29 protein-coding genes and 1 other annotated feature are annotated in these 26,495 nt (G+C 47.4%); of the genes, 3 read left to right on the forward strand and 26 right to left on the reverse strand.

From position 1 onward, the window contains the following. Positions 1-126: 126 nt before the first annotated feature. The 12 genes from ACIFQM_RS20120 to ACIFQM_RS20175 all read right to left on the reverse strand — a co-directional run bounded on the left by ACIFQM_RS20120 (position 127) and on the right by ACIFQM_RS20175 (position 10,920). Positions 127-402, reverse strand: coding sequence for a stage VI sporulation protein F (locus ACIFQM_RS20120; protein WP_430042748.1), 276 nt, complete (start codon positions 400-402; stop codon positions 127-129). A gap of 170 nt (positions 403-572) precedes the next feature. Beyond that, positions 573-1,613 (reverse strand): NAD(P)H-dependent glycerol-3-phosphate dehydrogenase, encoded by a 1,041-nt coding sequence (locus tag ACIFQM_RS20125; RefSeq protein WP_430042746.1) that lies wholly within the window; start codon positions 1,611-1,613, stop codon positions 573-575. Beyond that, on the reverse strand, positions 1,606-2,214 hold the full coding sequence (gene plsY, locus ACIFQM_RS20130) for a glycerol-3-phosphate 1-O-acyltransferase PlsY (RefSeq protein WP_430042744.1): 609 nt from the start codon (positions 2,212-2,214) through the stop codon (positions 1,606-1,608). The genes ACIFQM_RS20125 and plsY overlap by 8 nt, the downstream gene beginning before the upstream one ends. An 11-nt stretch (positions 2,215-2,225) precedes the next feature. Continuing rightward, a complete protein-coding gene (gene der, locus ACIFQM_RS20135) occupies positions 2,226-3,548 on the reverse strand; it encodes a ribosome biogenesis GTPase Der (protein WP_430042742.1) in 1,323 nt (440 codons plus the stop codon). 144 nt (positions 3,549-3,692) lie between these two features. Further along, positions 3,693-4,919, reverse strand: coding sequence for a 30S ribosomal protein S1 (rpsA, locus tag ACIFQM_RS20140; protein ID WP_430042740.1), 1,227 nt, complete (start codon positions 4,917-4,919; stop codon positions 3,693-3,695). A 119-nt stretch (positions 4,920-5,038) separates the two neighbouring features. Next, positions 5,039-5,632, reverse strand: a complete 594-nt coding sequence (locus ACIFQM_RS20145) for a lysophospholipid acyltransferase family protein (protein WP_430042738.1) — start codon at positions 5,630-5,632, stop codon at positions 5,039-5,041. Next, positions 5,629-6,336 (reverse strand): (d)CMP kinase, encoded by a 708-nt coding sequence (gene cmk, locus ACIFQM_RS20150; protein ID WP_430042736.1) that lies wholly within the window; start codon positions 6,334-6,336, stop codon positions 5,629-5,631. Before cmk ends, ACIFQM_RS20145 begins: the two co-directional genes overlap by 4 nt. A gap of 132 nt (positions 6,337-6,468) precedes the next feature. Further along, positions 6,469-7,125, reverse strand: a complete 657-nt coding sequence (locus tag ACIFQM_RS20155) for a flagellar brake protein (RefSeq protein ID WP_430042735.1) — start codon at positions 7,123-7,125, stop codon at positions 6,469-6,471. Positions 7,126-7,302: 177 nt separating this feature from the next. Further along, a complete protein-coding gene (ypeB, locus tag ACIFQM_RS20160; RefSeq protein ID WP_430042733.1) occupies positions 7,303-8,685 on the reverse strand; it encodes a germination protein YpeB in 1,383 nt (460 codons plus the stop codon). Between the two features lie 263 nt (positions 8,686-8,948). Continuing rightward, a complete protein-coding gene (gene prsW / locus ACIFQM_RS20165; protein WP_430042731.1) occupies positions 8,949-9,644 on the reverse strand; it encodes a glutamic-type intramembrane protease PrsW in 696 nt (231 codons plus the stop codon). 86 nt (positions 9,645-9,730) lie between these two features. Then, positions 9,731-10,345, reverse strand: coding sequence for a genetic competence negative regulator (locus ACIFQM_RS20170; RefSeq protein WP_430042729.1), 615 nt, complete (start codon positions 10,343-10,345; stop codon positions 9,731-9,733). Positions 10,346-10,542: 197 nt separating this feature from the next. Continuing rightward, positions 10,543-10,920: a hypothetical protein gene (locus ACIFQM_RS20175; RefSeq protein ID WP_430042728.1), complete on the reverse strand. Its 378-nt coding sequence runs from the start codon at positions 10,918-10,920 to the stop codon at positions 10,543-10,545. Between the two features lie 88 nt (positions 10,921-11,008). On the opposite strand from ACIFQM_RS20175, the gene ACIFQM_RS20180 reads away from it, so the two are divergent. Beyond that, complete coding sequence (locus tag ACIFQM_RS20180) at positions 11,009-11,935, forward strand: polysaccharide deacetylase family protein (RefSeq protein WP_430042726.1); 927 nt, start codon at positions 11,009-11,011, stop codon at positions 11,933-11,935. A gap of 158 nt (positions 11,936-12,093) precedes the next feature. On the opposite strand, the gene ACIFQM_RS20185 is transcribed toward ACIFQM_RS20180, so the two are convergent. Both ACIFQM_RS20185 and ACIFQM_RS20190 read right to left on the reverse strand, forming a co-directional pair. Beyond that, entirely contained in the window at positions 12,094-12,429 is a 336-nt protein-coding gene (locus ACIFQM_RS20185; RefSeq protein WP_430042724.1) for a hypothetical protein, read from the reverse strand. Then, a complete protein-coding gene (locus tag ACIFQM_RS20190; RefSeq protein WP_283652267.1) occupies positions 12,426-13,013 on the reverse strand; it encodes a type II CAAX endopeptidase family protein in 588 nt (195 codons plus the stop codon). Before ACIFQM_RS20190 ends, ACIFQM_RS20185 begins: the two co-directional genes overlap by 4 nt. 177 nt (positions 13,014-13,190) lie before the next feature. Beyond that, positions 13,191-13,441, forward strand: a binding site (T-box leader). 261 nt (positions 13,442-13,702) lie between these two features. On the opposite strand from ACIFQM_RS20190, the gene serA reads away from it, so the two are divergent. After that, positions 13,703-15,295, forward strand: coding sequence for a phosphoglycerate dehydrogenase (gene serA / locus ACIFQM_RS20195; protein WP_430042722.1), 1,593 nt, complete (start codon positions 13,703-13,705; stop codon positions 15,293-15,295). A gap of 227 nt (positions 15,296-15,522) precedes the next feature. On the opposite strand, the gene ACIFQM_RS20200 is transcribed toward serA, so the two are convergent. From ACIFQM_RS20200 to ACIFQM_RS20225, 6 genes are all read right to left on the reverse strand, one after another. Next, a complete protein-coding gene (locus tag ACIFQM_RS20200; RefSeq protein ID WP_430042721.1) occupies positions 15,523-16,980 on the reverse strand; it encodes an ATP-binding protein in 1,458 nt (485 codons plus the stop codon). A 1-nt stretch (position 16,981) separates the two neighbouring features. Further along, a complete protein-coding gene (locus ACIFQM_RS20205) occupies positions 16,982-17,698 on the reverse strand; it encodes a response regulator transcription factor (RefSeq protein WP_014282126.1) in 717 nt (238 codons plus the stop codon). Positions 17,699-17,808: 110 nt separating this feature from the next. Next, positions 17,809-18,567 carry a pseudouridine synthase gene (locus ACIFQM_RS20210; RefSeq protein WP_025685819.1) on the reverse strand — a complete coding sequence of 253 codons (759 nt, stop codon included), beginning with the start codon at positions 18,565-18,567 and terminating at the stop codon, positions 17,809-17,811. A 78-nt stretch (positions 18,568-18,645) separates the two neighbouring features. Beyond that, positions 18,646-19,176 (reverse strand): spore maturation protein, encoded by a 531-nt coding sequence (locus ACIFQM_RS20215; protein WP_430042719.1) that lies wholly within the window; start codon positions 19,174-19,176, stop codon positions 18,646-18,648. Between the two features lie 7 nt (positions 19,177-19,183). Then, positions 19,184-19,936 carry a nucleoside recognition domain-containing protein gene (locus tag ACIFQM_RS20220; RefSeq protein WP_430042718.1) on the reverse strand — a complete coding sequence of 251 codons (753 nt, stop codon included), beginning with the start codon at positions 19,934-19,936 and terminating at the stop codon, positions 19,184-19,186. 40 nt (positions 19,937-19,976) lie between these two features. Then, positions 19,977-21,239, reverse strand: a complete 1,263-nt coding sequence (locus ACIFQM_RS20225) for a D-alanyl-D-alanine carboxypeptidase family protein (protein ID WP_430042716.1) — start codon at positions 21,237-21,239, stop codon at positions 19,977-19,979. Positions 21,240-21,449: 210 nt separating this feature from the next. Between ACIFQM_RS20225 and ACIFQM_RS20230 the strand changes: the two genes are divergently transcribed. Then, on the forward strand, positions 21,450-22,166 hold the full coding sequence (locus ACIFQM_RS20230; RefSeq protein WP_430042714.1) for a protein-glutamine gamma-glutamyltransferase: 717 nt from the start codon (positions 21,450-21,452) through the stop codon (positions 22,164-22,166). 98 nt (positions 22,167-22,264) lie between these two features. On the opposite strand, the gene ytfJ is transcribed toward ACIFQM_RS20230, so the two are convergent. The 6 genes from ytfJ to ribB form a co-directional block, all read right to left on the reverse strand. Then, entirely contained in the window at positions 22,265-22,756 is a 492-nt protein-coding gene (gene ytfJ / locus ACIFQM_RS20235) for a GerW family sporulation protein (RefSeq protein ID WP_430042712.1), read from the reverse strand. Positions 22,757-22,843: 87 nt separating this feature from the next. Then, complete coding sequence (locus ACIFQM_RS20240) at positions 22,844-23,545, reverse strand: DUF2953 domain-containing protein (protein WP_430042710.1); 702 nt, start codon at positions 23,543-23,545, stop codon at positions 22,844-22,846. Positions 23,546-23,731: 186 nt separating this feature from the next. After that, positions 23,732-24,334: an SMC-Scp complex subunit ScpB gene (gene scpB, locus ACIFQM_RS20245; RefSeq protein WP_430042708.1), complete on the reverse strand. Its 603-nt coding sequence runs from the start codon at positions 24,332-24,334 to the stop codon at positions 23,732-23,734. Further along, positions 24,303-25,097 (reverse strand): segregation and condensation protein A, encoded by a 795-nt coding sequence (locus ACIFQM_RS20250; protein WP_430042706.1) that lies wholly within the window; start codon positions 25,095-25,097, stop codon positions 24,303-24,305. Before ACIFQM_RS20250 ends, scpB begins: the two co-directional genes overlap by 32 nt. A gap of 173 nt (positions 25,098-25,270) precedes the next feature. Further along, positions 25,271-25,735 (reverse strand): 6,7-dimethyl-8-ribityllumazine synthase, encoded by a 465-nt coding sequence (gene ribH, locus ACIFQM_RS20255; protein WP_137063501.1) that lies wholly within the window; start codon positions 25,733-25,735, stop codon positions 25,271-25,273. Between the two features lie 46 nt (positions 25,736-25,781). Continuing rightward, positions 25,782-26,474 carry a 3,4-dihydroxy-2-butanone-4-phosphate synthase gene (ribB, locus tag ACIFQM_RS20260; protein ID WP_430042704.1) on the reverse strand — a complete coding sequence of 231 codons (693 nt, stop codon included), beginning with the start codon at positions 26,472-26,474 and terminating at the stop codon, positions 25,782-25,784. Positions 26,475-26,495: the final 21 nt, after the last annotated feature.

The raw sequence follows: 26,495 nt of genomic DNA on the forward strand, positions 1-26,495 counted from the left end.
CATGTTATGGTGGGTAGTTCGACATTTTATGCACAAGAGAGCAGACGAGAATCTGCTGGAAAATAAAAAAACGTGAACCTGTTCGGTTCACGGAGAATAGAATCAGCCGGTATACGGCCGAATTTTTTATTTTTTCATTATCATTTTCATCAACGCTTCCATATTGGAAGGATTCATTCCGCTCTTTTTGACGGCACCGACAATATCCCTTACTGTATCCTCCGACACCGGAATGTTGGCCATCGCAGATACCTGCTTTATCAGCTGACGCAACTGTGCTTCACTTTGAAGCGTGTCCGCTTTCACGGTGCTTGCCAGCTTTTTCACCGCATTTTCAGATATGTTTTTGCCGCCTTTTTTGTTAATGGCCTTCAACGCATCTTTCGGAAAGTTTTTACTCACATTCTCCCCTCCTCCGCCATTGCTCAACTCAGTGTATGAATGGTGGAGGCCAAAGGTGATTAAGCTTACAAAAGACATGCCATACGCCTAACTGAAAAAAGCTGTCTCAGCCGTAGATAGAATCCACTTGCGAGACAGCCTTTTGTATGTTTTTATGTGTAGCTAAACCTTTACGAATGCCATTGTTCCCATGTTTGCAAAGGCATAACTTCCATTTCGGTTTTCGGGTCGCGCCCCATGAGCGCCTCAACGGCCTTACGGACGTCACGTCCTTCAAATAGTACCCCGTACAGCACTTCAGTAATAGGCATCTGAACGCCCAGCTTTTGCGAGATCGCATAGGCTGCCTTTGTCGTCCGAATGCCTTCTACTACCATGCCCATGGATTCTAGCACATCATCAAGCTTTTGCCCCTGCCCAAGCAACGAGCCTGCACGCCAGTTACGGCTGTGACGGCTCGTTGCGGTGACGACCAGATCGCCTATACCCGCAAGCCCGGAAAAGGTCAACGGATTGGCTCCCATTTCTACTCCGGCACGTGTAATCTCTGCCAACCCACGGGTCAACAAAGCGGCTTTTGCATTATCCCCGAAGCCTAATCCGTCCGACATCCCCGCTCCCAGAGCGATAATGTTCTTCAACGCTCCAGATAACTCCACACCCAACAAATCCCGGTTCGTATATACACGGAAATAAGAGTTCATGAACAGCTCCTGTGCAGCCTGTGCAGCCTTCTCATTAGATGATGCTACGACAACCGTCGTAGGGCATTTCCGCACTACTTCTTCCGCATGGCTCGGACCGGACAGCACGGCAATATCACCCTCCGCGACTTCCAGCTCTTCTGAAATCACCGTGGACATACGTTTGAGTGTTTCTGTTTCAAAGCCTTTAATGGCATGCACAATCAGCATGTCCTTGCTAAAGAATGCTTTCAGACTACGCGCCACCTGACGCGCAGCAGCGGAAGGAGCTACGATTACGACTGCTTTAGCACCAGACACCGCAACTCCCATATCGGTTGTAGCCATAATCCGTTCAGACAGAATGGAGCCAGGTAAATAGTGGTCATTCGTATGCTTCTCATTGATTTCAGCAGCTTGCTGTTCGTTTCTCGTCCAGACAGAGACATGGTTGTTATTGGCCGCAAGGACGGAAGCCAAAGCCGTTCCCCAACTGCCCGCGACCAGCACAGCTATTTTCTCAGACAAGACGATCTCCTCCTTTGGAGCCAAGTTTGTTTTCTTTCCCCTGTACCAGTTTGGCAATGTTGGTGCGATGTCTCCACACAGAAAACACACAAATAACCAGAGCCGTCCAGAAGAACGGCCATTCATAACCAAGTACCAGCAAGATCCAAGGGGTCAAAATGACAAAAATCAGCGAGCCAAGAGAAACATAACGCGTAATTACGATTGCGAGAATCGCAATAATTCCGGCATACAATGCCGGAATTATTGCAATCGAGACCAATACACCAATGGCGGTAGCAATACCTTTTCCTCCACGAAAGTGGAAATATACCGGCCAGTTATGACCTGCAATCGCCGCAACGCCACACAAACCCGGTAACCAGAGTGAATTTCCGCCAAGCCAGTGCCCAATCAGCACCGCAACAATCCCTTTAAGTACGTCCAGCAGCAGTACCAGAATGGCAGGGCCTTTTCCTAGCACGCGAAGCGTATTCGTCGCGCCGGCATTGCCACTTCCATGCTGGCGAATGTCGATTCCTTTTAATTTTCCATACAGCAGACTGAAGCTCACAGAGCCAAGCAAGTAACTGAGTACGATGGCAACGATTTGTAAAATCAACCTATTCGCTCCTAACTTTCGTCAGACTTGCGCCGTGTAAAGATACGAATTGGAGTTCCTTCAAAGTTGAAGGCGGCGCGAATTTTGTTCTCCAGATAACGCTCGTAAGAGAAGTGCATCATTTCCGGATCATTGACGAATACAACCATCGTAGGTGGCTTAACAGCAACCTGAGTCACATAGTTAATACGCAGACGGCGTCCTTTGTCAGTTGGCGGAGGATTAATCGCAACCGCATCGGAAATAACATCGTTCAGCAAATGCGTCTGAATACGCAAGACATGCTGCTGCGCCACATGCTGGACAACAGGGAGTAGCTTTTGCAAGCGCTGCTTTGTTTTCGCAGACAAGAACACAATCGGAGCATAGGTCATGAACAAAAAGTGATCGCGGATTTTAGTTTCAAATTGGCGCATCGTTTTATCGTCCTTATCCACGACATCCCATTTGTTTACAACAAACAGCGAGGCTTTACCCGCTTCATAAGCGTAACCGGCAATGTGCTTATCCTGCTCAATAATACCTTCCTCGCCGTTAATAACGACCAGTACGACATCTGCACGCTCAATAGCACGCATGGCACGCATCACACTATATTTTTCTGTCGTCTCGTATACTTTACCACGTTTGCGCATACCCGCCGTATCAATCAGCACATACTTCTGACCGTCTTTTTCAAAAGGCGTATCAATTGCATCACGCGTTGTGCCTGCAATGTCACTAACAATAACCCGTTCCTCTCCCAGAATGGCGTTAACGAGCGAGGATTTACCTACGTTCGGGCGACCGATCAAGGCAACACGGATCACATCTTCTTCATAAATGTCCTCTTCCAGCTCAGGCAATTTGGACGTAATTGCATCCAACAGGTCACCAAGACCTATACCGTGGCTACCGGAAATGGCAATGGGGTCGCCGAATCCATAAGAATAAAATTCATAAATCAGATCCGCACGTTCCAGATTGTCCACCTTGTTTACAGCCACAATAACAGGCTTGCCCGAACGATACAGCATTTGGGCTACCTCTTCATCAGATTGCGTAATCCCTGCCTTCGCATCACTCATGAATACAATAACATCTGCTTCTTCTATAGCTAGTTCGGCTTGCATCCGGATGGATTTCAAAATTTCATCTTCCCCATCAATCTCAATGCCGCCAGTATCAATAATACTGAAGGATTTACCGTTCCACTCCGATATACCATAAATACGGTCACGGGTGATTCCAGGCTTATCTTCCACTATGGATAAACGATCCCCGATAATCCGATTAAAAATGGTGGATTTACCCACATTCGGACGACCGACAATAGCCACAACGGGTCTTGCCATACATTCACTCCTCCTGTCAATTCTTCCGCTCTCATCATAGCAAAAAACATGCCTGTTAGCGATATTGTCACGTAACAACAATCGGCGAACCCTCTGGGTCCGCCGATGGTGTACGTTATGCTTATAAAGTGTATTGATTCAAACTCATTTAAATTTGTTCAGTTTATCGCCAAAACGTTCGCCAAGCGTAATGCTCAGACCCGAATTGTTCAAAGAAACGTTCGGATTGTTCAGTTCCTCACGAGGCGCGCGGGATGCACGTGGCGCTCTTTCTGCTCTTGGAGCAGCTTCTGGAGCTTCCTCAGTTTCTTTAATGCTCAGGCTAACACGTTTTTCAGTAGGACTCATTTCAAGAATTTTAACCTTAACTTCTTGTCCTTCTTCCAGAACTTCTTGTGGAGTTCCAATGTGTTTGTGGGAAATTTGGGAAATATGAACCAAACCTTCCACGCCAGAAGCGATTTCAACGAATGCACCGAAGTTAACCAGACGTTTAACAACACCTGTTACAATATCACCGTTGTTAAATTGTCCAGCAGCAGATTCCCAAGGACCAGGCTGTGCAGCTTTCATGCTCAGGCTGATTTTTCCTTTTTCAGGGTCCACTTTCAGGACTTTCACTTTTACTTGTTCTCCTTCAGAAACCGCATCGGAAGGTTTGTCAACATGAGTCCAGGCAATTTCAGATACGTGAACCAAACCATCCACGCCGCCTACGTCAACGAAAGCACCGAATTGAGTGAGACGTTGAACCGTACCCACGATTTCTTGTCCTTCTTTCAGCTCAGCCATTACTTTAAGCTTGTTGGCTTCAAATTCTGCTTCTAGAACGTCTTTTTGAGAAAGGATTACTTTGTTGTTCTCACGATCCAGCTCTTTCACGACAACACGCAATGTGCGGCCTTTATAATCGCTGAAATCTTCGACGAAATGGCGTTCTACCATGGATGCAGGGATAAATCCGCGCAGACCCACGTCTACAACGATGCCGCCTTTAACGACATCATTAACAACCACTTCAAGTACTTCTTTACTTTCAAACAGCTGCTCCAGCTTTTCCCAAGCATTTTCACTGTCAATTGCACGTTTGGACAGGACAAGTTTTTCTTTGCCGTCGTCGATGCTGATAATTCTAGCTTCAACCTCTTGGCCTACTTGTACTGCTTCTTCTGCGTTGTCCAAACCAGAAGACAACTCGCGAATTGGAATAATCCCATCGTATTTATATCCAATGCTTACTACCGCTTGGTTATCTTCCAATTTCACGATTGTACCTTTAACGGTGTCACCTTTTTTCAGGGAGACGATTTGATCGAGCTCGTCTTGATTTGCCGCTTCAGCAGCTTCTTGATTTTTAATTTCTTCCGACATGTCAATACCCTCCTCAATTCAAAAAAACCATTTATTTAAACCTGCGCGTAGCAGAGTTCAAAACACTGATAAATTTCTGTTCTAGTTTTCCGAGATTAGACACAATTCATGCAAGCCTTTCAGTTAATCGTAGGCTTGCCGGTGTCTCGCATTGTACGAATACGAGACATAATCTCTTCTGTTGCCAGCTCAAGTGGATCTCCTTCGATAACGGCGCCTTTTTGGAAAGCATCCAAATTAACAGGTTTGCCGTATATCACTTTCGTTTTACGGAAAAGCTTGTAATCACCAACAATGGCGACCGGAACGGCAGCCGCTCCACTACGCAGCGCAAAGCTGGCAGCACCCTTTTTACCGATTCCTCCGGCTCCTCTGGAGCCTTCTGGAAAGATTCCCATAACCTTGCCGTCACGCAAAATGGTCAAGGCCAGCTTAATGGATTCCTTGCTCACACCACCGCGCTTGACCGGAAAAGCTCCCAGCTTGTCAATCAACGGACCAAGTACAGGAGTATTAAATAACTCGGCTTTCGCCATAAAATGAACCTTTCGATCCAGCAAAATGCCAACTGTCGGAGGGTCCAGATTACTAATATGATTAGAACATAACAGTACTCCGCCCTCAGCGGGAACATTTTCGCTGCCTACCGCCTCAAGTCTGAACAGAAAGCGGTATATGAGACGCAAAATACGGACGCATACAGCATATATCATTGGCTGATCTCTCCATCCTTCGCCGTGGTGCAGTAAGATACAATAGTATCGACGACATCCTGAATGCCCATATGGGTCGTATCCAGCACGATAGCGTCGTCACTGCAACGAAGCGGGGATACCTCCCTCTCCTCATCAAGCTTGTCACGCGCCGCAATGTCACGTTCAAGCTGCTCCAGAGTGATATCATCAGCTCCGCCTAGTTCTTTAAACCGGCGAGAGGCACGTTCCTGAACACTTGCGGTCATAAACACCTTGACTTCCGCATCAGGAAGCACAGTGGTTCCAATATCGCGACCATCCATAACGACACCTTTACGCGCGGCCATTTCACGCTGGTTTTCAGTCAAACGCGAACGTAACCCCGCAATACTCGAATACTGTGACACCTTGCCTGTCACTTCCATCGAACGAATCACTGTCGTTACATCTTCCCCGTTACAATAAACCTTTTGGCCTGTAGGGTCCGGTACTAATTCAATCGCCAGCTCAGGCACAAATTGGAGCACTTTTTGTACATTTTCCGCCGGAATTTCCCTGCACATCATGTACCAAGTTGCTGCCCGGTACATCGCTCCGGTATCTACATAGACATAAGAAAGTGCTTTCGCTACCAAGCGGGCCACCGTACTTTTCCCTGCACCAGCAGGTCCATCAATGGCTACATTTATTTTATTACTTGAAGATACATGTTGCCTTGCCAACGGGTAATTCCTCCTAACCTAACCTCAAGAAAAAAGCAGGCATTGCCTGCGACGTGAAAATTATACCACACATTCAGAGTTGATGCAAAATGAACGGCAGGCTAACAAAAAAAGAATAAACCGGGATGATTGCTATTTCCCCCGGAATTCCAACTGACGTTCAAAGCAATATTTGATAAGCTTTTGACGCTCCTGATCAGCAATTTTCTCATATTTCAGCATGATTAGCCTGCGACCATTTTCCATTTGCTGAATACGTACAATTTCGGATTGGAACGGGACATGCTCCTGAGTTCCATTTTTATAAGGGACTAAAATCCAGCAGGACAATGATTCACCTTCTTCCAGGTGATGTGATTCTTGAGTCTGAAAAGAAACGCCTCCGCCTCCTACATCATGCGTCTCAGCTACAAACCTCGATTCGTTTAATCCATACTTTACTGCTATTTCCAGGTTGGCCTGAACCCGTAGAAAATTTCGACGCTGAATTTTGCTGATGCTGTCTGGGACAGGCTTGTGAATGCGGACCATCCGGAGCACATCCTCTTTAAAACCAGTAACATGGGTATTGAAATAGTTTTTTATCCCGCCCTCGCTCATAAAAAATATCGACAATTCTTCTCCTAAAAACAGTTTTTTCAGTTGCCCGCTCGTTTGGGACATGGGTATTTCTATTAGAAAGTTCTGGGATTCCTCTTCCGCAATACGCGACTTAAATTCAAAATGTTCATCCGCATGATCGGTACCAGCCACTTGTATATATAGCACATCATTAATTGCAGGAAACAAACCGCCCACCATCCTTGTCCATTTAAAAGCCTTATTAAGGTATATAATACCACGACTTTGTGCCTATTTTAAGCATTATATTTGTTATAACCATGTCAAAAGTACAAAAAAACCTCCTTAATGAAGGAGGTCTAGCGTGATTAATGGTTCATTTTTACGTATTTACCCTATTTACTCTTAAACGTTACTTCCAGAAGCCGGTTCGTCCGAATCTTTAACTTGCTCAATCGTTTCTTCCATCCCCGTGTCAGCGTTAATGTAGATTCGATAAATGGAACCGTTGATTTTCCCGCCAAATTCGTAACACAGAACTTCTTTGGACAGTTCATTTTCAATTAGCGCTTTCCGGTGATAAGTCTCACGAAACTCAGGGTTCAGCTTCGCACGTGCTGCCTTCACATCCAGCTTAGCCTTCGGAATACGGCGGAGATGGCTGTGCTCGTACACGTAGTCACTTGATTGAAAACCGATCACTTGCCCGTTATCCAGACCGGATCTAACTGTGATTTTTTCTGGATAGATGATCACATCCCCTTGTAGAGTGGCAAATGTGATGCTGGCTAAATTTCCACTTTCATCATAAGAAACAGGCTTCATCCCCGGATATCCCTTACGTTGGAGGTATTCACTCGCATAGCGGATTGCCTCATTGCGAGTTGATTTTTTCGGGCCAACCGTTCTCATATCATGATAAGAAATAAGCTTGCCGCCTTTTTTGGTATAGTCCATGCTGGCTACAGGCTTCTGATTGTTATTCAGAGTAGCTGTATAAGAGGCCCATTCCGTTCCTTTACCATTTTCATGGACACGGATTTGGCTTTCCGGTTTCCCTGTAAATTCTGCCGCATTCCGCTTAATTTGCTCCGCGTTCACAGCAGGAAGACTCAGCTTCTTCACAGAGCGCTTATTATAGATGCTAGCCACGGATGGTCCCCAATCCAGCTCCTTATAGTTCTCCACCTTTTTGTCTACCGTTTGGAAGCCGTCAATAATGGTGTTGTCCTTAGGCCCGGTCTTTGAGCCTGGCGCTGTATCGACATCCATCCAACGCAAATTTTTGCTGAGGACTTTTTGCCGGACTTCATGCATATTCTTCGAAATTTCTCTGGAATTAGTGTATAAGGTTTTCAGGTTTGATAATTCTTTCTCGTTCAATGGCTCGTGATCCAAATCACGGACAGACGTCTGATACGCAAATGCAGATAGATGCGACAACAGATCCTTTGCATGATTAAATGGCATTATATTGAGAGGCAACTGATTAACATCATTTTGGGCCTCACTTGTAATCCTCCACACGTTCATCAAACATTTGCGATGCATCGCGTGTGAAGTATTATGGACAGCAACCGCGTTACCAAGTTGGGAGTGCAACTGGTCCATACGAAACGACAAATCATGGAACGCACGCTGGTATTGATTTTCCGCTTTAATCGACATGCTATTTGCCTGAAGAGACACCTCTTTTCTCATCTGGCTTTCCCGATAACCCCACACAAAAGCTCCTATCATAATCAGGGTCACAATCGGAAACATTACGGTACTAAGTCGTCTATACATTTTGGGAGTCTCCTTTCTTCAAGTACACTAACGATAGTGTGACAAGAAGAATGCTCTCTTATGCATGGTTTTCCATAACTTCGATAATAAACTCACAGTGATCGCAGATACAGCGCTTAAAGCCGGTCTGAACACCCCCTTGCTCCATCCGTCCTCTCAGTACGAAACGTTCACCACACCTTTTACAATGTATTCTCACTTTAATACGCAAAAAAAAGACACCTCTCTCTAACAGGTTTGTCAGATCAGTGTGCCCCAATTCGTTACATATTAACCTTTTCTTCCCGTTTGAATAGTCGAAATGGAGAGCGGTTGTTGGCCCTACTGATTTTCGCCATCCCTCCATACCAGAGGAATGCCATCAGAGGAATAATAAACCAGATCCAGTCATGCGAAATTGTCGTTAGAATCAGGTCATATATGCCATGCCAGAACCACGGAAGTACCAGTGACAGAAGCAACATATATTTGCTTTTCCAGTCCTCTGAAAACTTGGCCTTCCCCATGTAATAGCCCATCATGACTCCAAACATCGCATGACCGGATACTGGAAGCAATGATCTCATCAGCATCATACTAACAGAAGCGTGGCCTGCCCATGCGTACAACAGATTTTCAACGGTTGCAAATCCAAGGGAGATTGCGGCGGCATACAAAATACCGTCATAAGGTTCATCAAACTCGGTGTGATTATATATAAAGTGGTACAGCAAAAACCATTTGAAAAACTCTTCCACTCCGGCCGAAATGCCGAATACCTGAAATAACGTGCTATCCCCCAGCCAAAGCAGCAACCCACGTTGAAAAATCATGACAGGCAGTACCACCAAAAAGCCGAGCAAAAACACTTTGATAACCATGTGCAGCGGCTCAGATTCATATCTGTCCTTCAAGTAAAAATACATTAATAAGGCGAGACCCGGCGCAGTTGCTGCCGCTAAAACAGAAAACAGAAGCACCGATCATCCCTCCATAAAAATGAGTCGGCCCTGCATTCAGCGCAGAGCCGACAAAGTCACTTCGATATTACTTTTCTTTAAGCTCATTAAGAGCGGCTGTCGAAATGAGTGCAGATGACATCAATCGCCTGTTCAGGAATGACCAGCTTGCCATACTCCTCCAGCATTGCCGGTGTTACGGATGAGCCTTCCCCAAATTCAGCAAGAACCGCGATCAAGGCCGCAAGCTTGGACTCTTCTACTTCTTCCGGTTCCAAATGCAGAATCCATTTTCCTCTATAATGATACAGCTTACCTGCATCCGTGGTGTTACTACGGAGCATGTGAGCCGCTTCTATGAGTACTTCGAAATCTCTAAACGCGTAGACGATGGAATCGCTGTGCTCCAGCGTAACTTCCATTTCATATACTTCCTCTGGAAGCTCATCATCAGGACCCGAACCATATTGCTGGTGGTCATATTTCCCTCGAGTGACGATAACTACCATACCCTGAGCAGGAAGCGCAAATACTTCGACGGCTAAAGGTCCCGTGGCGTCGAAGCCCAGCTCGCTATATGCCTGATCCATCATTTCGGTGAACAGCTCATGGACTCTTGGAATCTCTTGCCACATGTCGTCTTTTTGAATACCGCGTTCGCTCAAATCATCAAAGGTAAGGAAAATCCGTATCTTGTCCTGGCTTAATCTTTCTATTTTCATACTGGACCCTCCTCCTGGCAGCCGAGTGTTATTAACAGATTATGATGCATTTATGGTGCTTGTGAAGAAAATGGTTCTATGTAATCATGTTATCATTTTATAATCGTAAATGCACGCAATAAAAATGATAAAAAAAAGAATCATTTGAACGGCTTTTACAAAAAAGCCGCAAAATGATTCAGGATAGAGGTTCCGGGTTACAAACCCGGTACGGCTGTATGAGTTTCTTTCAGGATTTGCTCGACCTCACGCTTAACATCGGGACTGGTGCTGATAAAATCTTTAATCAGCTTCATATTTTCTTCTTTAGTTTGGGCTGTATGGGCGCTATGAGCTGTTTTATCTGTTGTGGAACGGTGATCCTGATCCTTATGGGTGTCTTGCTTATTAAGCGTAATATCACCCATTCCGGGGAACGCCGCGTCCATCATTTTGGTACGGGCTTTTTGAACCAAATTACCGCCTTTTTTTCCATCCATGTCCATAGATAAGCCTAACATACTGCGGTTACGGGAGATCATAGTGCTCGCCACTGCGCCCAAAACGATTCCCAGGAAAAACGAAGATGTTTTCAAAATTAGAACCTCCCTTTGTGGTAGAATCAAGCATAGTGTTCGTCAGCAGAGACAAACTCATACGGTATAAATACAGGAAGGTGAGTTAATGGGTACAAAAACAGCAGCCATTTTGTTGACCGCATGTCTGCTGCTAAGTGCTTGCGCTGCGCCCAAGCCAGAATCGGCAGTCATAAGCAATAACCAGACCCATACAACGTCTGAAACCAGTAACAACACAGACAAAGGTCTGGGCGCAGCTTCTTCCCCAACCAACAACAGTGAGCAAGCAGGCAGTAATCATGGTAATAACTTAATAGCCCAAACAACGCCGCAAACTGGCAAGACTGTCGCCGACAGCAACGAGGCTACAAATTCAACGGATACCGTTAACAAAACGTATCATTGGGACAAGGCTTACAACGTGGTTCCTAACCAACAAGAGGCGGAGAAAAAGATTGTTTTACTGACCTTTGACGACGGACCCAAGGTAGCGGTCATGATCAACAAAATCATTGATATTCTGGACAAGCACAAGGCCAAAGCCATTTTCTTCGTAAACGGTTACCGCGTGAAGGAGCACCCTGAGCAGCTCAAGCTCATACATGACCGTAGGCAGCCTATCGGCAACCATAGCTGGGATCACGTTGTGCTAAAGAACAAATCGGAGGCCGAAGTGAAAAAGCAAATTGAATCGGTGCAAAAAATTGTTGAGGAAACAACGGGGCAAACGCCTGTGTTCTTCCGTCCTCCTCATGGTGCAGGTGGGGATGTCGGCCGCAAGGTCTCCAAGGATTACGGACTTTTATATACGACATGGTCCGTTGGTTCGCTCGATTGGACAATGAAAAAGAGACAGCCGAATAAAACGGATACAATTCTCAAGAATGTTACGGAGCAATTGCATCCGGGTAGCAATATTTTAATGCATGAGTTGCCATGGACCGCAGAAGCGTTGGATAGCCTGTTGACCCGTCTGGAGCAAAAGGGTTACCAATTTGTCGATCCACAAAGTATTGAGGTACCTGCCAGCTAACAGGCCCTTGTGCTTCTATTACCGATCCTAAACGATTGCAAAAGAGCCTCCATTTCCCGCAAGTCATATAAGCGGGTAAGGAGGCTCTTTTAGTATACCGTTTGCAGTGCCTGCACCTATAAATAACTCTAGGCACAAGCGATCACACTGGTTTATAATTACCAGAGCATTTTACTAATGGGTGGTGCCCCTTTGATGCCCCACCACAGCAATGCTGCTGTAATGAGCACAAAAAGTGTGCTCAAAAAATTTAAAAACCACTTACTCACCCGGATACGGCGGGACGGAAACATTTCTGCCCGTGTCTGGTACTCGCTGACAGGAGCATCATCCTCCATCGTCACAGCAACTTCCGGTGCAGCAGCAACGTCAGTCCATTCCGGTGCGGGACGTGAAGCACGGGAGCGAACTGGTTTTGGACTGTTATCTCCCTTGCCTTTGCGTCCATTTCGGCGGGTGCCATAGGTCTGCACTCTGCTAAGTTCCTGATTCATGCTTCATACCTCCGAAAGCGTAGCGCCAAACCGGATATGAGGTCAATCACAAAATGACAAATGATCGGCGCCCACAGGCTACCGGTCTGCACGTATATGTACCCCAAACCGTAACTGCTCAGAAAAACCCAGCCTGTCGGAATCCAATGCCGCAAATACCGGATATGGATGACCGCAAACAAGATACTTGTCCAGTAAGGCCCAAAGCTGTACTGAATCGCCCCCCTGAATAATAGTTCCTCACAGATCGAAACGATGGCTGCTATACATACAATATGCCAGATGGGTCGATTTTGAAACAGCATCTGGTTAATGCCCCCGTCATCCATAGCATCCTCGGGCATAACCCGTGACAGGAGCAGGTCCACTAGCAGCATAGCCGCAGCCAGTCCCAACCCCCACCATAAGACATGCAGACTGTTCGGCCACGCAAACAACTCCAGCACATTTCTTTTCTGAAAAATAATCCAGATTGCGCCGACTATCAGGGTCAGTCCCTGGGTTAGATACAAATTGTAAAGCAGCAAGCGGTCATTCAATTCATGAATTTGCGCTCTTTTCCATTTCACTTTAAGCTTTTTCATAGTAGTTAGTCCTCTGCATAGTCTTCTTAAGCATCATAGCCAAAAAGTCGAACGGATTCAAGAAGGCTTAAAACTTATTATTCTGCAGCTATGTATCTAGCCCGGTGTCCACGCATGTCACATGTCCTATTGACATGTCCATGTAAGCCATGATACATTATGAAAAAATTATTAGCGACAACAACAATGATGGAGAAAAGGTCTTGATTTCGTCTTCAGAGAGTCGGTGCTTGGGTGGAAGCCGGTGGCGGAGTAATTACTTTTAGCGCTCCTGAGTTATTGCACCGAAGCCTCGGATGATTTCCCGGCATTAGATGCAATCGGCAGAAAACCGTTATCCTTTCGGTCATATTTATGACCGCTGAAGGCAGTCCGTTGTGAAACGGCTGCGAATTAGGGTGGTACCACGATAAACTCTCGTCCCTTACTATGGAGATAGTATGCGATTCGGGAGTTTTTTTGATGCCCGCAAACCGCAAAGCGGTTCTGCATATGACCTTTTTAACCGTCAGCTTGGTGCCAAATGCTATTTTACCCCTTTTCTGCGTCAATGCGTTATCACGTTAGTGCTGTCCGCGATCTTCTGTTTTTCAGAAGCATTTCAAGTTTTTTTCACGTTCTTTATGGAATGTATTTCAGTTGAAGTACATCCTGTCCATAAAAGAAGTTAACTTTGAGGAGGAAACCAAATGTTTAAAGTTTTAGTATCCGATCCGATCAGTGACCTGGGCATCCAGCAACTGATGGATGCAGACGATGTAACGGTGGACAAGAACACAGGTCTCAGCGAGGACGAATTAGTTCAAATTATTGGTGACTATGATGCACTGCTCGTTCGTAGCCAAACCCGGGTAACAGAACGCATCATGACAGCAGGTAAGAACCTCAAGGTTGTCGGACGCGCTGGTGTCGGAGTGGACAATATTGATCTGGAAGCAGCAACACAACGCGGAATTATCGTCATTAATGCCCCTGACGGCAACACAATTACGACATGTGAGCATACTTTTGCCATGATGATGGCTCTGGCGCGTCATATTCCACAGGCGTATGCCAAAACCATCGGCGGTACATGGGATCGTAAAACATTCCTCGGTGTTGAGCTGCGTAACAAAACGCTTGGCGTACTCGGTATGGGACGCATCGGCAGCGAGGTGGCCAAACGTGCCAAAGCCTTCGGCATGAGCATTCTCGGCTATGATCCGTTTCTGACGGAAGAACGCGCTGAGAAGCTGGGCATCAAGCTGGCAAGTGTGGACGAAATTATCCGCAACGCGGATTTCATGACGGTACACACACCGTTAACACCGGAAACGAAGCATATGATTGCCCGTCCGCAGTTTGAAGTGATGAAAAAAGGGATGCGTATCATCAACTGTGCCCGCGGCGGCGTTGTCGATGAAATGGCTCTCGTTGAAGCCATTGATGAAGGCATCGTTGCCGGCGCAGCCTTTGACGTATTCGAATCGGAGCCGCCAGCACAGGATCACCCTTTCCTGAGCCATCCGAAAATTATCGTTACTCCGCATCTGGGTGCATCCACGGTAGAAGCTCAGGAGAATGTAGCGATCGACGTATCCGAGCAGGTGCTGCACATTTTGCGTGATGAGCCGTTCAAAAATGCGGTCAACATGCCTCCGGTGCCATCCAACGTGATGACGCAATTGCAGCCTTATTTCTCGCTTGGCGAGAAGCTGGGCAGCTTTGCCGCTCAAGTGACGAATCAGGCTGTACGTGAAATCCAGGTGGATTACGCAGGTGATCTGTCTTCAGTGGATACACAACCACTGACACGTTATATTTTGAAAGGTGTGCTCAGTCGCCATCTGGGCAGCGATGTTAACATTGTAAACTCTGTCCACCTTGCCAAAACACGTGACATCCATCTTGTCGTGTCTCAGGCTCCGGCTACCAAGGGCTTTACCAACCTGATCACCGTCACGCTCAAAACGCAAAGTGGAGAGGAGCAACGTGTAGCAGGTACCCTGCTCGCAGGCTATGGCGAACGTATCGTCCAGTTGAACCAGTTCCCGGTGGACGTGGCACCAGAAGCGCATTTCCTGCTCATCTCCCACAATGACAAACCCGGCATTATCGGGCGTGTCGGCACTCTGCTTGGGGAGAACGGCGTGAATATCGCCTCCATGCAGGTAGGACGTAAAATTATCGGTGGTGAAGCCATCATGATTCTGACCGTTGATAAAGCCGTTCCTAAAGACGTGCTGATCCAACTGGTTGGCTTGCCTGAACTGAATACCGCTCAAGAAGTAGTACTCGATTAAGGTATCAGCATTGCTGAATAATGTTAACATGCTTTACCTAATCAGAGAGGCGTCCGGCGAACCGGGCGTCTTTTTTATATATTCACGCCTCATTCCCAATACCAGCATCAGACCTACTGCTCTGAGAAGCTGAATGTTCCACGTTGAACAAGATAAATGTTGATTTTTCAACAAAAAGCACCCTCTTCCGAGGATGCCTGCGAACCGGGGTACATTCTTCTGTTGGCTTACAAGCCTGTTACAGAGCCCGACTTTGTTTTTTTGGAGATCGGCAGCAAAATAGTGAACTCCGTCCCTTCTCCCAATACGCTGGCTGTGGAGACAGAGCCTCCGTGAGCCTCTACAATATTTTTGACAATAGCAAGCCCAAGACCGGTTCCTTTGTCCACGCCCCGTACTCTAGCCTTGTCTGCCTTGTAAAAGCGGTCAAAAATATAAGGCAGGTCCTCACTGGCAATGCCCACACCTTCATCCTTAATCCGAATGCGAATCAGCTCATGCCGTTCCCCCAAAATCTGATCCGCACTAATGGTAACACTTTTTCCACCGAGCGTATGCCTGAACGCATTATCTAACAAGTTGGTCAGCACCTGCTCCAATCGGTCTTCATCTGCTTCAGGTAGCAGTAGAGGCTGACCTTGCTCATGATAATAATCAAGCGTCAGCCCCTGTTCCTTCGAACGCACCGTAAATTTACGTTGAACACGCTCGATCAGTTCATTGACATTCACTTCCTGACGGTGCATGTCTGTATGACCTGCCTCCATTCGAGCCAGATCAAGCAGATCCTTGACCAGTCTTCCCATACGCAACGATTCATCATGAATGACCCGCACCAATTCCTCGGATTCTTCTGGTGAACCAGCCATTCCATCGAGCAAGGCCTCGCTGTAGCCCTGCATCATGGAAAGCGGTGTACGAATTTCATGGGACACATTAGCAACAAAGTCACTCCGCATCTTCTCCAGCTTGACTTCCTCCGTGATGTCTCTGAGCACAGCGACAGCGCCACGAATCACATTATCCGTGTACAACGGCGCCATCTGTACCGACCAAGAGCCCTGTTTTACATGAATATAGTCTCCGGCGTCCTCTCCCCTGTCCATAACGGTGTGGAACAACGGCAGCAACGGCCCAGGTACAGACACTCCGAATTCCTCCTGATCATGCTCTTGCCACTCCAGCTTTTTCCATCTATCCAGCAGAATTTGTGCAGGCGGATTCGTCAAAATGATTTGTCCGCTTCTGTCGAAGGTCATTACAGCATCAGACATGCTTCTCAGCACGCTGGACAGATGATTCTTCTCCTCATTCAGACTGCGGATCGTCGCTTCCAGCTCCGTAGACATATGATTAAAAGTTTTCGCCAGTTCGCCAATCTCGTCACTTGTTACCAGCGAAAGTCGTGTATCATATCTTCCCTCACGGATCGCATTCGCCGCCTGAATCAACAGCTGCATAGGCTGCGTGATTTTAGTAAAAAGAAACAGAGCAAAAAAAGTCGTAAGTAAAAAGCCGACAATGCATGTATAGGTGAACAAATGCTTGATTTCCGTCGATTCATATGCGGCGAAATTCCTGTTGATGTAAGGCAACAAAAAAAGTCCCAGAAAAATAAGCACACAGCCTACCAAACAAATGATGGTAATCCACAGCTTGCCTACCAGCGATCTCCAGAAGCTCACGTTATTTTGGAACCTCCAGCTTATAGCCGACACCCCAAACCGTTGTAATCATAGCCGCTGCCTCCGGTGATACTTTGTTCAGCTTTTCACGAAGCCGTTTGACATGCGTATCCACCGTTCGTAGATCACCAAAAAATTCATAATTCCATACGTCTTTCAGCAGCTCTTCGCGCGAAAACACCTTGTCCGGCGATACAGCCAAATAATGCAGCAACTCGTACTCTTTAGGAGTGAGACTAATTTCAATCCCGCCTGCACTTACACGATGCGCATCATGCTCAATAATAAGATTCGGAAAAACAATGCTGTTGCTCGGCACCGTCTCCTTGGTCAAAAAAGCAGTTTCTGACGAACGGCGCAAAATCGCCTTCACCCGATAAATCACCTCACGCGGGCTAAAAGGCTTGACCACATAATCATCGGCCCCGACTTCAAAGCCCTGTACGCGGTTCACTTCCTCGCCTTTGGCAGTCAGCATGATCACAGGTGTAGCTTTGGTCTGTCGCAAACGTGTGCAAACTTCAATTCCATCCATGCCCGGTAACATCACATCGAGCAGAATAATGCTGTAATCACTTGCAGTCGCTTTCTGGAGTGCAATTTCGCCATCCTCAGCTTCATCAATTTCATATCCTTCTTTTTCCAGATACATCCGCAGAAGGCGGCGAATGCGTTCTTCATCATCTACAATTAATATGCGGTTGCTTTGTTCTGACATATTCCCAGCCCCTTCGCTAAAAAAAGCATTCTCTCTATTTTACTATTTTCCCGTGTCCGGTCAAACCTTACTCTGTTCATTCAGCTCTCTTTACACCAAAAAGGCCGGGGTTATGACCCCCGTCCTGTCCGTTTCTTTTTCGTGTTGTCTGACTGTGCAAGTTGAATGAGACGGTTGATTTCGTCCTTAGTAAGGGGTCTCGTCAGACCGCGCTTCAGGTTTTGCAGCAAAAGATCGCCGAAGGCAATTCGTTTAAGCTTGATGACCGGATGGGAAATGGCCTCAAACATTCGTCTGACCTGACGGTTTCTGCCTTCATAAATAGTAATCTGGATCACAGACTCTTTGCCGTTCGGGTCCACATCCTTGTATTCTACCTCAGCGGGTGCGGTAATGCCATCCTCCAGCACGATCCCTTTTTTCAGCTTGTCCAGCTCGGTTCCGTGCGGAACGCCTTTGACTGTCGCTACATACGTCTTGGGCACATGATGCTTCGGATGGGTGAGCAGATTGGCGAACTCGCCGTCATTGGTGAGCAACAACAGCCCCTCCGTATCGTAATCAAGACGACCTACCGGATAGACGCGTTCCTTAACGCCTTTCAGATAGTCGGACACGATTTTACGTCCTTCCGGATCGGAAGCACTCGTAATCACGCCTTTAGGCTTGTTCATCATTAAATAGATTTTTTTCTCGGTTTTGATTGGTCTACCCTTTACCGTAATTATATCCTGATCAGGGTCTGCCTTCGTTCCCAGCTCTGTTACGGTAACCCCGTTCACTTCCACGCTACCCGCCTGAATAAGCTCCTCACATTTACGTCGGGAAGCTACACCAGCCTGGGCCAGTATTTTCTGCAATCTTTCCATGTTCGCTAATTCACCTCATGCTAATGATACCCATCCATGAACAAAATCACAAGCCCCGTTCACAAATCAATGCAGGAATCAAAAGACAAGCAGGCAAATCGCAATCGCTGCCACAAAACCGACCACGTCTGAAAACAGCCCCACCTTCAAGGCATAACGCCCATTTCGAATACCTACCGCGCCAAAATATACAGTCAGTACATAGAGTGTCGTGTCTGTGCTGCCCTGTATCGTGGAGGCAATACGACCGATCATGGAATCCGGGCCATACGTGCGGATCAGATCCGTCGTAAACGCAAGCGAGCCGGTGCCCGTCAACGGGCGCAACAGTCCTAATGGCAGTACCTCACCAGGTACGCCCCAGCTTTTGATCCATGGCGTTACCCAGGATATCAGGTAATCCAGAGCGCCGGACGCTCGAAAAATGCTGATAGCCACCATCATGCCTACGAGATGAGGAATGATACTGATGGCCGTAGAGAAGCCGTCTTTGGCTCCATCCACAAAGGAATCGTAGACTGGTACCTTTTGGGCATAAGCATATAAAGGAATAAAGGCAAGAATAACCGGAATGGCCCACGTCGATACGAGGTTAATGAAATAAAGCATGCCTCCCTCATCCTTTCCAAGTGGTGTTTCTGCCCTTGGCAGCCGTCATTCCAGTTCCCTGAACGGCAGGTGAAGAAACGGGCGGCGTAGCCGGAGAGGACGCAGCTACTGGCGTGCCCTGTGGAGCCTGTGTTTTCTGTGACGGCAATGATGATGTGGAAGGTGGACTGGCTGGAGGACGACGCAGCTCTCGGCTACGGTACCAGCGATCCGCCGCGATCGCGGCAAAGGTGGCTATGGCAGTCGCCACCAGCGTTGTCCCAACGATTTCTGTCGGATTGGCAGAATGATAATTGAGCCGGATCGCGATCAGTGTGGTTGGAATAAGCGTAATGCTGGCCGTGTTCAAAGCAAGCAGCGTACACATAGCAGGTGTAGCGGTCTGCTTGTCGGGATTGAGCGATTGCAGCTCTTGCATCGCCTTGATGCCCATCGGGGTCGCCGCATTTCCCAGCCCGAGCAGATTAGCGCTCATATTGGACAAGATATACCCCATTGCCGGATGATTACGCGGAACATCAGGAAACAGAAAGGCTACTAACGGGGCGAGCAGTTTGGATATTTTCTGCAAAAGCCCACCGTCTTCCGCCAGCTTCATCATCCCCATCCAAAATACAAGCACACTAATCAGTCCAAAGCATACCGTAACGCCCGTAGCCGCCCCATCAAATGCCGCCTTGGTCACCACTTCAATATTTCCCTGAGCGGCGGCAAACACAAATCCAATACAAATCAGGGCCACCCATATAAGATGGATCAAGGCCGATCACTCCCTTTCACCGATGAATGTAACCAAACCCCTATGCTCCGAACAGATTTCTTAAAATCTCGCTCCATCCGCTCGTCCAGGTACGCTCTTGGATGCCACGGCTTGCAGGAGCTTGTGCTGTCGGAATTTCCTGTTGTGGCTGTACTGTGCTTCGGACGGGCAGCAAGCTCCCTTTGTCATACACAGGAACCGAGCCAATAAGCTTGCCTTCCAGCAGGAACTCGACACGTCCCCGCAAACCAAAGGATACGTCAGCTCTGTCAGACGTGGCCTTTTTATACAGGACCAGTCTTTTGTGCAGCTGCTCCTTCTCCCCATCATGCAAAGGATAGGCAAAGCTTGTGCCTGTCAGCAGCGGATAACCGTCAATCGGCTGCTGCTTGTCCGTAATCGGAATGAGTGGATAATATTGGAAAACGTAGTCGAGCATGCGAGCATGGTCGTTCCAGTCGTCTCCGTCATTCAGGGTAACGGCAGCAAGCTGGCGACCGTCCCGTGTGGCTGAGCTGACCAGACAGCGAAACGCTTTTTTTGTATAACCCGTTTTCACACCATCAGCTCCCTCATAGAGCCTCAGCATCTTGTTCTTGTTATGCCATGAATAATCCCATGATTCATTTGGATTAGGCGCTTTTTTTAACTCCGTCTTCACAATGCGGGCAAAGGTCGGATTATGCAGCGCATAAGCGGTAAGCCGAGCCAAATCATTGGCAGAGGAATAGTGACCCTCGGCATCCAGTCCATGCGGATTAGCAAAGTGGGAATGGCTTAGTCCAAGCTCAACCGCCTTCTCATTCATCAAATGAACAAATCCTTCCTCCGTCCCTCCCACATGCTCAGCAATGGCGGAAGCCGCATCGTTACCAGAACGGAGCATCAAGCCGTACAGCATATTTTCCAGTGTCATTTGTTCACCCTTTTGGAGAAAAAGCGAGGAGCCCTCTTTGGCAAAAGCCGTCGGACTCACCTTTACCGGATCCTGCAAGCGTCCATGTTCAATGGCTACGATCGCGGTCATAATTTTGGTCAGACTGGCAATACGCAACTCTCGGTCACCCTCGGCGGAATATATGATTCTTCCTGATGTGACATCCATTAGAGATGAGGCCTGTGCATGTGTAGTAAAAGCAGGTGGGAATTCCTCCTTCTTCACTGCTCCCCAAGCAGCCTGCGTACTTAGCAGTGTGAGTGGCAATGTCAAGACGAGCAGCAGTGCCATCGGCAACACAAAAACGCGTGTCTTAGGCAAAAGCTGGCTGTATCCTGCGTAGTTTTTCGGCTTTCTTTTAAACATTTGGATTCCTCCGGTTTTGAACAAGTCTTGTAACATTCTATGTCCAAGCTGTTCAAAGTATGTCCACCTTTATAACAGAAAATCCCTCCAGGAATATGGGTGTACCGTCCCTTTCTTCCGCTTACTTTTTGAAGGAAACCAGGCAACTTGCACTCCAGATGACATATATATAATAGTTACTAAACTTGATGAATGAATGGAGGTGCCCACATGCAGCGGCAACAGTTTGAAACGATCTTAAGAAGCCGAATTGTCGAGGCAGCGGAAGCTTTGAATCGAAGCGGTGTATCCTTTGCCACCTTTGATACCGCACGCTGTAATGAGCAATTTTGGAATTTGACGGAAAAAGGCGGATTTCAGATCAAAGCAGGTATCACTCCGGCGCAGGGGATCAGGGATATTTTTGTGAATGGACATAAATATGCCTTTGAGTGTGCGACCGCTATGGTCATTGTACTCTACAAAGGAGTGCTGGATTCCATTCTGGAAAGTGAATTTAATCGGATTTTTGCTGATATGCTGCTGTATGATTGGCACTATGACAGTGATCTCAGACTCATACAGGAGCAAGGGAGTCACAAGGCTGTTCCTGGCGACATCCTGTATTTCAACAATCCCAATGTATCACCCGAAACGCCAGAGTGGAAAGGAGAAAATGTTGTCAAGCTAAGGGAAGACTCGTTTTATGGTCACGGCATTGGCATTCGAACAGCGGAAGGCATCATTGACTCCCTCAATCGTCATCGACGACCGGGGGCCACCACTTCTGCTTATTTGACAAATGAAGTGATCTACCCCGATTTTGCCTATCTGTCGCAGTTTGCCCCTGAAGGAAACCGGGAAAAAGAACTTGTGTTAAGCCCTTCACAAGAGTACCCTGCCCGTATACATGCGAGTATTGGTGGAAGACAGTATATCCGTGCATAAAAGTATGATAGTTAGGTGTATGTAAAAAGGAGGGTGTTCCTTAGCCAATAGTTGGCTTTGGAATACCCTCCTGTGCTAAAAATCCTACTCCATAACCCTTACAAAGAAGCCGGACCAGTGTGATTGTGATCTGTGTTAACATCTACCGGGACCTGAGGAGGCGGAGTATGCATATCCACGTCGGCATTCCGGAAGATAGATTGGACTTTATCAATCAGGTATGGTGTAGAGTCGATCAATTTTTCAATCAGATGAGTCTGATTATCCAGCGGAACGATTTGTGCACCTTGTTTGCCAACAACCAGAAAAGCGATTGGATGAATGGATACCCCGCCACCGCTACCGCCACCAAAAGGATGTCCTTCCTTGCTGCTGTGAGTACCTGACGACGATGATGTATGAAGAGCCTCTTCATCTACATTAAAATCGCTGCCCCCGGCTGCGAAGCCAAATCCCACCTTACTAATCGGCAAAATAACGGAACCATCGGGTGTTTCCACCGCGTCTCCCACAATCGTATTCACATCCACCATGGCTTTGATGTTCTCCATTGCGGTTTGCATGAGCCCTTGAATCGGGTGATCTGACATGATTATTCCTCCTCTGCTTTGTTCAAGCGTAGACTGCCTTTTCTTTCGCTATTGTGCGCAGGGGTTCAAGGAAATATGTATGGCTCATTATTCCTCATGCTTTACTGGTTTCTTGGAGAATACACGTTTCCACGCCTCTGGACCGCCTGGTACGCGCCATATGCGGTAAGCCAGCATGAGCATCGAATAAACGACATAACCCAGTGAAATACTTGCCTCACAGGTCAAAGTGGTAGTAAAACGCAGACGATCCACCCAATAGGGCACGACAAACAGCTTGGGTGTGCAGTTCATGCGCACAAAGCTGGAGGCAAAACCGATCAGTGCTGTTTTCAGCCCCCACAGAATACCGGTAGAGGTAGCCGTATAAGCAGCGTCAGCAAGACTGATATTGGTGGACCATTCCATTTTCGACATCGTCACATGGGCTAGCGTATGACGTATCCATCGACGGAAGGACCGCGTTCCTTTCAGAAGTATCCGAACATCGTGTATAAATCGCTTCATTTTCTCTTTATCAATGGTGCCGCTGTCAATGGTGGCATCCGTTTTATGTATGTTTTTGTTGCGATCGAGTCGATAGAGAAGCCCTTTTTGCAAACCTGCCAGCAGAATAGCCGGAATGTCATAATTTATTTTAATCCACCCGTACAGAAATCTGATCTCCAGATGCGCCCGGTCATCACTATCATGCTTGGCAATATCCAGCTTCAATCGGATACGAGAGAGCAGAACAGCCAGCACAAGTAACAAAACGACGATGATGGCGATACCGATCCATTTCCACACTGGCGAGTCCTCCCTTCCTTTTTTCTCCATGGATATACCATGGCAAAAATAGTATGACCCTTCGCCCGGAAAACATGCATCCTGAAACGCTAAACAGCCAGCCCCATTATGCGAGGACTGGCTGTTTTCTAAATTTCGAACCTGTAGCCATGAAGAGGAACCCGTAAAACAGGCTTCTGCCAGGCATCAAGACTCCGTATCCTTCATATCCGGCTGGCTGTTCTCCAAACGTTCGAACAACAATTGTGTCTCTTCCTCCAGATTATCCGAGTCCTCAAACAGCTCAGGCTGCGGCAAATCCGCCAAAGAACCCAAACCGAAATAGTCCAGAAATGACTTCGTCGTTCCATACAAAATCGGCCGTCCTATGGCCTCAGCCCGACCTTTTTCCTCAATAAGCTCCTTGTTGACCAGAGTATGTATAGCCCGCTCAGATTTGACACCGCGAATATCTTCGATTTCAACTCTTGTAATGGGCTGACGGTAGGCTACAATGGCAAGTGTCTCCAAAGCCGCTTGAGACAGCGAAGCACGTGCTGGAGAATAGGCGAGCTTTTCAAAATAAGGTGCATGTTCGGATAAGGTTGCCAGCTGATAATGCCCGGCGATACGGACAATTTGCAAACCTCTTCCTCCCTGCTCCATATCCTGCTTCATATCCTCCAGACTCTGTTCAACCAGCTCTTGCTGCTGCTCTATAATGTCGGCGATCTGCTTGGCGGACAACCCTTCCTCTCCCGCGAGAAACAGCAGTCCCTCAATAATTGATTTCAGCTTCAGATAATCCATTAACCCGTAAATCCCCTCTCCACTCCATTACAATATCATCGAAAAGCTTCTCCTGATAGCAGAAAATCTGCTTCATTTTCATCAGTTCGAGGATAGCCAAAAAGGTGACTACCACTTCATGCCGATACATATCCTCATGCATCAGCTTGGAGAACAGAAGCCGTCCTCCCGTACCTACCAGCTCCAACGCCCCAATGACCTGCCGAATACGGTCCCTGACCGAAATCTCATCGCGGTGAATACGGGTTACCGTTGTACGTCGCTCTGCTTTACGCAGCGCACGCTGAAAGGCCGCGACCAAATCGCTTGCATGTAGCCCATGCACCGGATTGGCGGGCTCGGTGGGCAGGAATTCGCTCAAATCCTCCGGCTCCTTGCCATAGATCAGACTTCGTTCCCATTCACGTTCGCTCAGATGGCGGGCAATCCCTTTATATTTACGATACTCCACCAGCTTGCGTACCAGTTCATCCCGTGGATCATAATCCTCTTCTTCATAAAAGTCCAAGTCATCATATTCCATTACAGGTGGCTTGGGAAGCAGCAATTTACTCTTAATGGATAAGAGCGTCGCCGCCATCACCAGAAACTCGCTCGTAATGTCCAGCTCCAGCTCCTGCATACTGTGCAAAAAAGCCATATACTGATCGGTAATATCACTAATCGGGATATCCTGAATATCGATCTCGGCCTTATCAATCAGATGCAACAGCAGGTCCAGCGGACCCTCGAATGTTTCCAGCTTGTAATTTACGACTGTCAATGTGCTTCCCCCTGCCTTACTCCAATCATCATTCAACAATACCTTTCCCCGTTAGCACTTATGCTCGACTTTATCAATCCCTCTTTCTGTAGTATATACGTCATCGCCTTGCTTAACAATCCAATCCCTTTTTCCGGCTATCGTTATGCCGTTCTATTCAGGTAATCGCAAAATTAGAACTGCTTGCCCAGATTCGCCATCTCAATCGCAGCCAGTGCGGAATCCCAGCCTTTATTACCAGCCTTCGTACCTGCACGCTCAATAGCCTGCTCAATGTTTTCCGTCGTCACTACACCGAAAATAACAGGCACACCTGTTTTCAGACTGCTTGCCGCCACACCCTTGGCCACTTCATTGCAGACGATATCATAATGCGAGGTAGAACCACGGATCACCGTACCCAGCGTAATCACAGCATCGTATTTACCGCTTGCAGCCATTTTTTGAGCAATCAGTGAAATTTCAAAAGCGCCTGGTACCCAGGCCACATCAATCTCATCTTCCTCTGCTCCATGCCGCTGAAGTGCGTCGATTGCCCCGCTTAACAGCTTACTTGTAATAAACTCATTAAACCGACCCACTACAATACCATACTTCAAACCATCCGATACGAGATTACCTTCCAGAAAACGTGCCATATAAATCAACCTCTCTTTTTTAAAATAATGAGTGACAAAACTGAACCTACAATGACAAACGACGACGATAATCAATTAAAGCCTGAATACTGATCAGCTTCAAATGATGACGCTTGGCGATCACTACCAAATCAGGCACCCGAGCCATGGACCCATCTTCCTTTATAATTTCGCAAATGACCCCGGCGGGTTTGGAGCCGCAAAGCCGGGCCAGATCAACAGCCGCCTCAGTATGACCCGCACGCTGCAAAACACCCCCATCGTGAGCGATCAGCGGAAACATGTGACCGGGCTTGCGAAAATCGCTCCCTGTGGCTATCTCGTCGGTCAGCGCACGCACGGTCAATGAACGCTCGGCTGCTGAAATCCCCGTTGTCGTCTCTCTATGATCCACCGACACGGTAAAGGCTGTGCTGTGGAAATCTGTATTCTTCTCCACCATCGGCTGTAATCCCAGTGCCTTGGCTCTTTGCCCTGTAATCGGCACACAGACCAACCCGCGGCCTTCGGTAATCATGAAATTTATGACCTCGGGGGACGCCTTTTCAGCCAGAGCGATAAAATCGCCTTCGTTTTCCCGTTGCTCATCATCCACCACGATCACGACTTTACCGTTCTTTAAATCCTCCAGCGCTTCTTCAATGGAATCCAGACGAATTTCCACTTCCTGCTCCAGCACACCATATTCCACTACGTCAGCCGCTATATTTGAATGGCTCTCTCTGCTCCCGCTTTCCATTACGCTTTCCTCCTTATTTCT

Origin of the sequence: Paenibacillus sp. NRS-1782, assembly GCF_050467685.1 — a bacterium.
Lineage (GTDB): Bacteria > Bacillota > Bacilli > Paenibacillales > Paenibacillaceae > Paenibacillus > Paenibacillus terrae_A.

What these genes read in the sequence shown, in the direction of transcription:
- der (WP_430042742.1), bottom strand. Translation starts at nt 3,548, where the DNA reads ATGGCAAGACCCGTTGTGGCTATTGTCGGTCGTCCGAATGTGGGTAAA.
- rpsA (WP_430042740.1), bottom strand. Translation starts at nt 4,919, where the DNA reads ATGTCGGAAGAAATTAAAAATCAAGAAGCTGCTGAAGCGGCAAATCAA.
- ACIFQM_RS20145 (WP_430042738.1), bottom strand. Translation starts at nt 5,632, where the DNA reads ATGATATATGCTGTATGCGTCCGTATTTTGCGTCTCATATACCGCTTT.
- ypeB (WP_430042733.1), bottom strand. Translation starts at nt 8,685, where the DNA reads ATGTATAGACGACTTAGTACCGTAATGTTTCCGATTGTGACCCTGATT.
- ACIFQM_RS20170 (WP_430042729.1), bottom strand. Translation starts at nt 10,345, where the DNA reads ATGAAAATAGAAAGATTAAGCCAGGACAAGATACGGATTTTCCTTACC.
- ACIFQM_RS20180 (WP_430042726.1), top strand. Translation starts at nt 11,009, where the DNA reads ATGGGTACAAAAACAGCAGCCATTTTGTTGACCGCATGTCTGCTGCTA.
- ACIFQM_RS20185 (WP_430042724.1), bottom strand. Translation starts at nt 12,429, where the DNA reads ATGAATCAGGAACTTAGCAGAGTGCAGACCTATGGCACCCGCCGAAAT.
- ACIFQM_RS20190 (WP_283652267.1), bottom strand. Translation starts at nt 13,013, where the DNA reads ATGAAAAAGCTTAAAGTGAAATGGAAAAGAGCGCAAATTCATGAATTG.
- serA (WP_430042722.1), top strand. Translation starts at nt 13,703, where the DNA reads ATGTTTAAAGTTTTAGTATCCGATCCGATCAGTGACCTGGGCATCCAG.
- ACIFQM_RS20205 (WP_014282126.1), bottom strand. Translation starts at nt 17,698, where the DNA reads ATGTCAGAACAAAGCAACCGCATATTAATTGTAGATGATGAAGAACGC.
- ACIFQM_RS20210 (WP_025685819.1), bottom strand. Translation starts at nt 18,567, where the DNA reads ATGGAAAGATTGCAGAAAATACTGGCCCAGGCTGGTGTAGCTTCCCGA.
- ACIFQM_RS20215 (WP_430042719.1), bottom strand. Translation starts at nt 19,176, where the DNA reads ATGCTTTATTTCATTAACCTCGTATCGACGTGGGCCATTCCGGTTATT.
- ACIFQM_RS20225 (WP_430042716.1), bottom strand. Translation starts at nt 21,239, where the DNA reads ATGTTTAAAAGAAAGCCGAAAAACTACGCAGGATACAGCCAGCTTTTG.
- ACIFQM_RS20230 (WP_430042714.1), top strand. Translation starts at nt 21,450, where the DNA reads ATGCAGCGGCAACAGTTTGAAACGATCTTAAGAAGCCGAATTGTCGAG.
- ytfJ (WP_430042712.1), bottom strand. Translation starts at nt 22,756, where the DNA reads ATGTCAGATCACCCGATTCAAGGGCTCATGCAAACCGCAATGGAGAAC.
- scpB (WP_430042708.1), bottom strand. Translation starts at nt 24,334, where the DNA reads ATGGATTATCTGAAGCTGAAATCAATTATTGAGGGACTGCTGTTTCTC.
- ribH (WP_137063501.1), bottom strand. Translation starts at nt 25,735, where the DNA reads ATGGCACGTTTTCTGGAAGGTAATCTCGTATCGGATGGTTTGAAGTAT.
- ribB (WP_430042704.1), bottom strand. Translation starts at nt 26,474, where the DNA reads ATGGAAAGCGGGAGCAGAGAGAGCCATTCAAATATAGCGGCTGACGTA.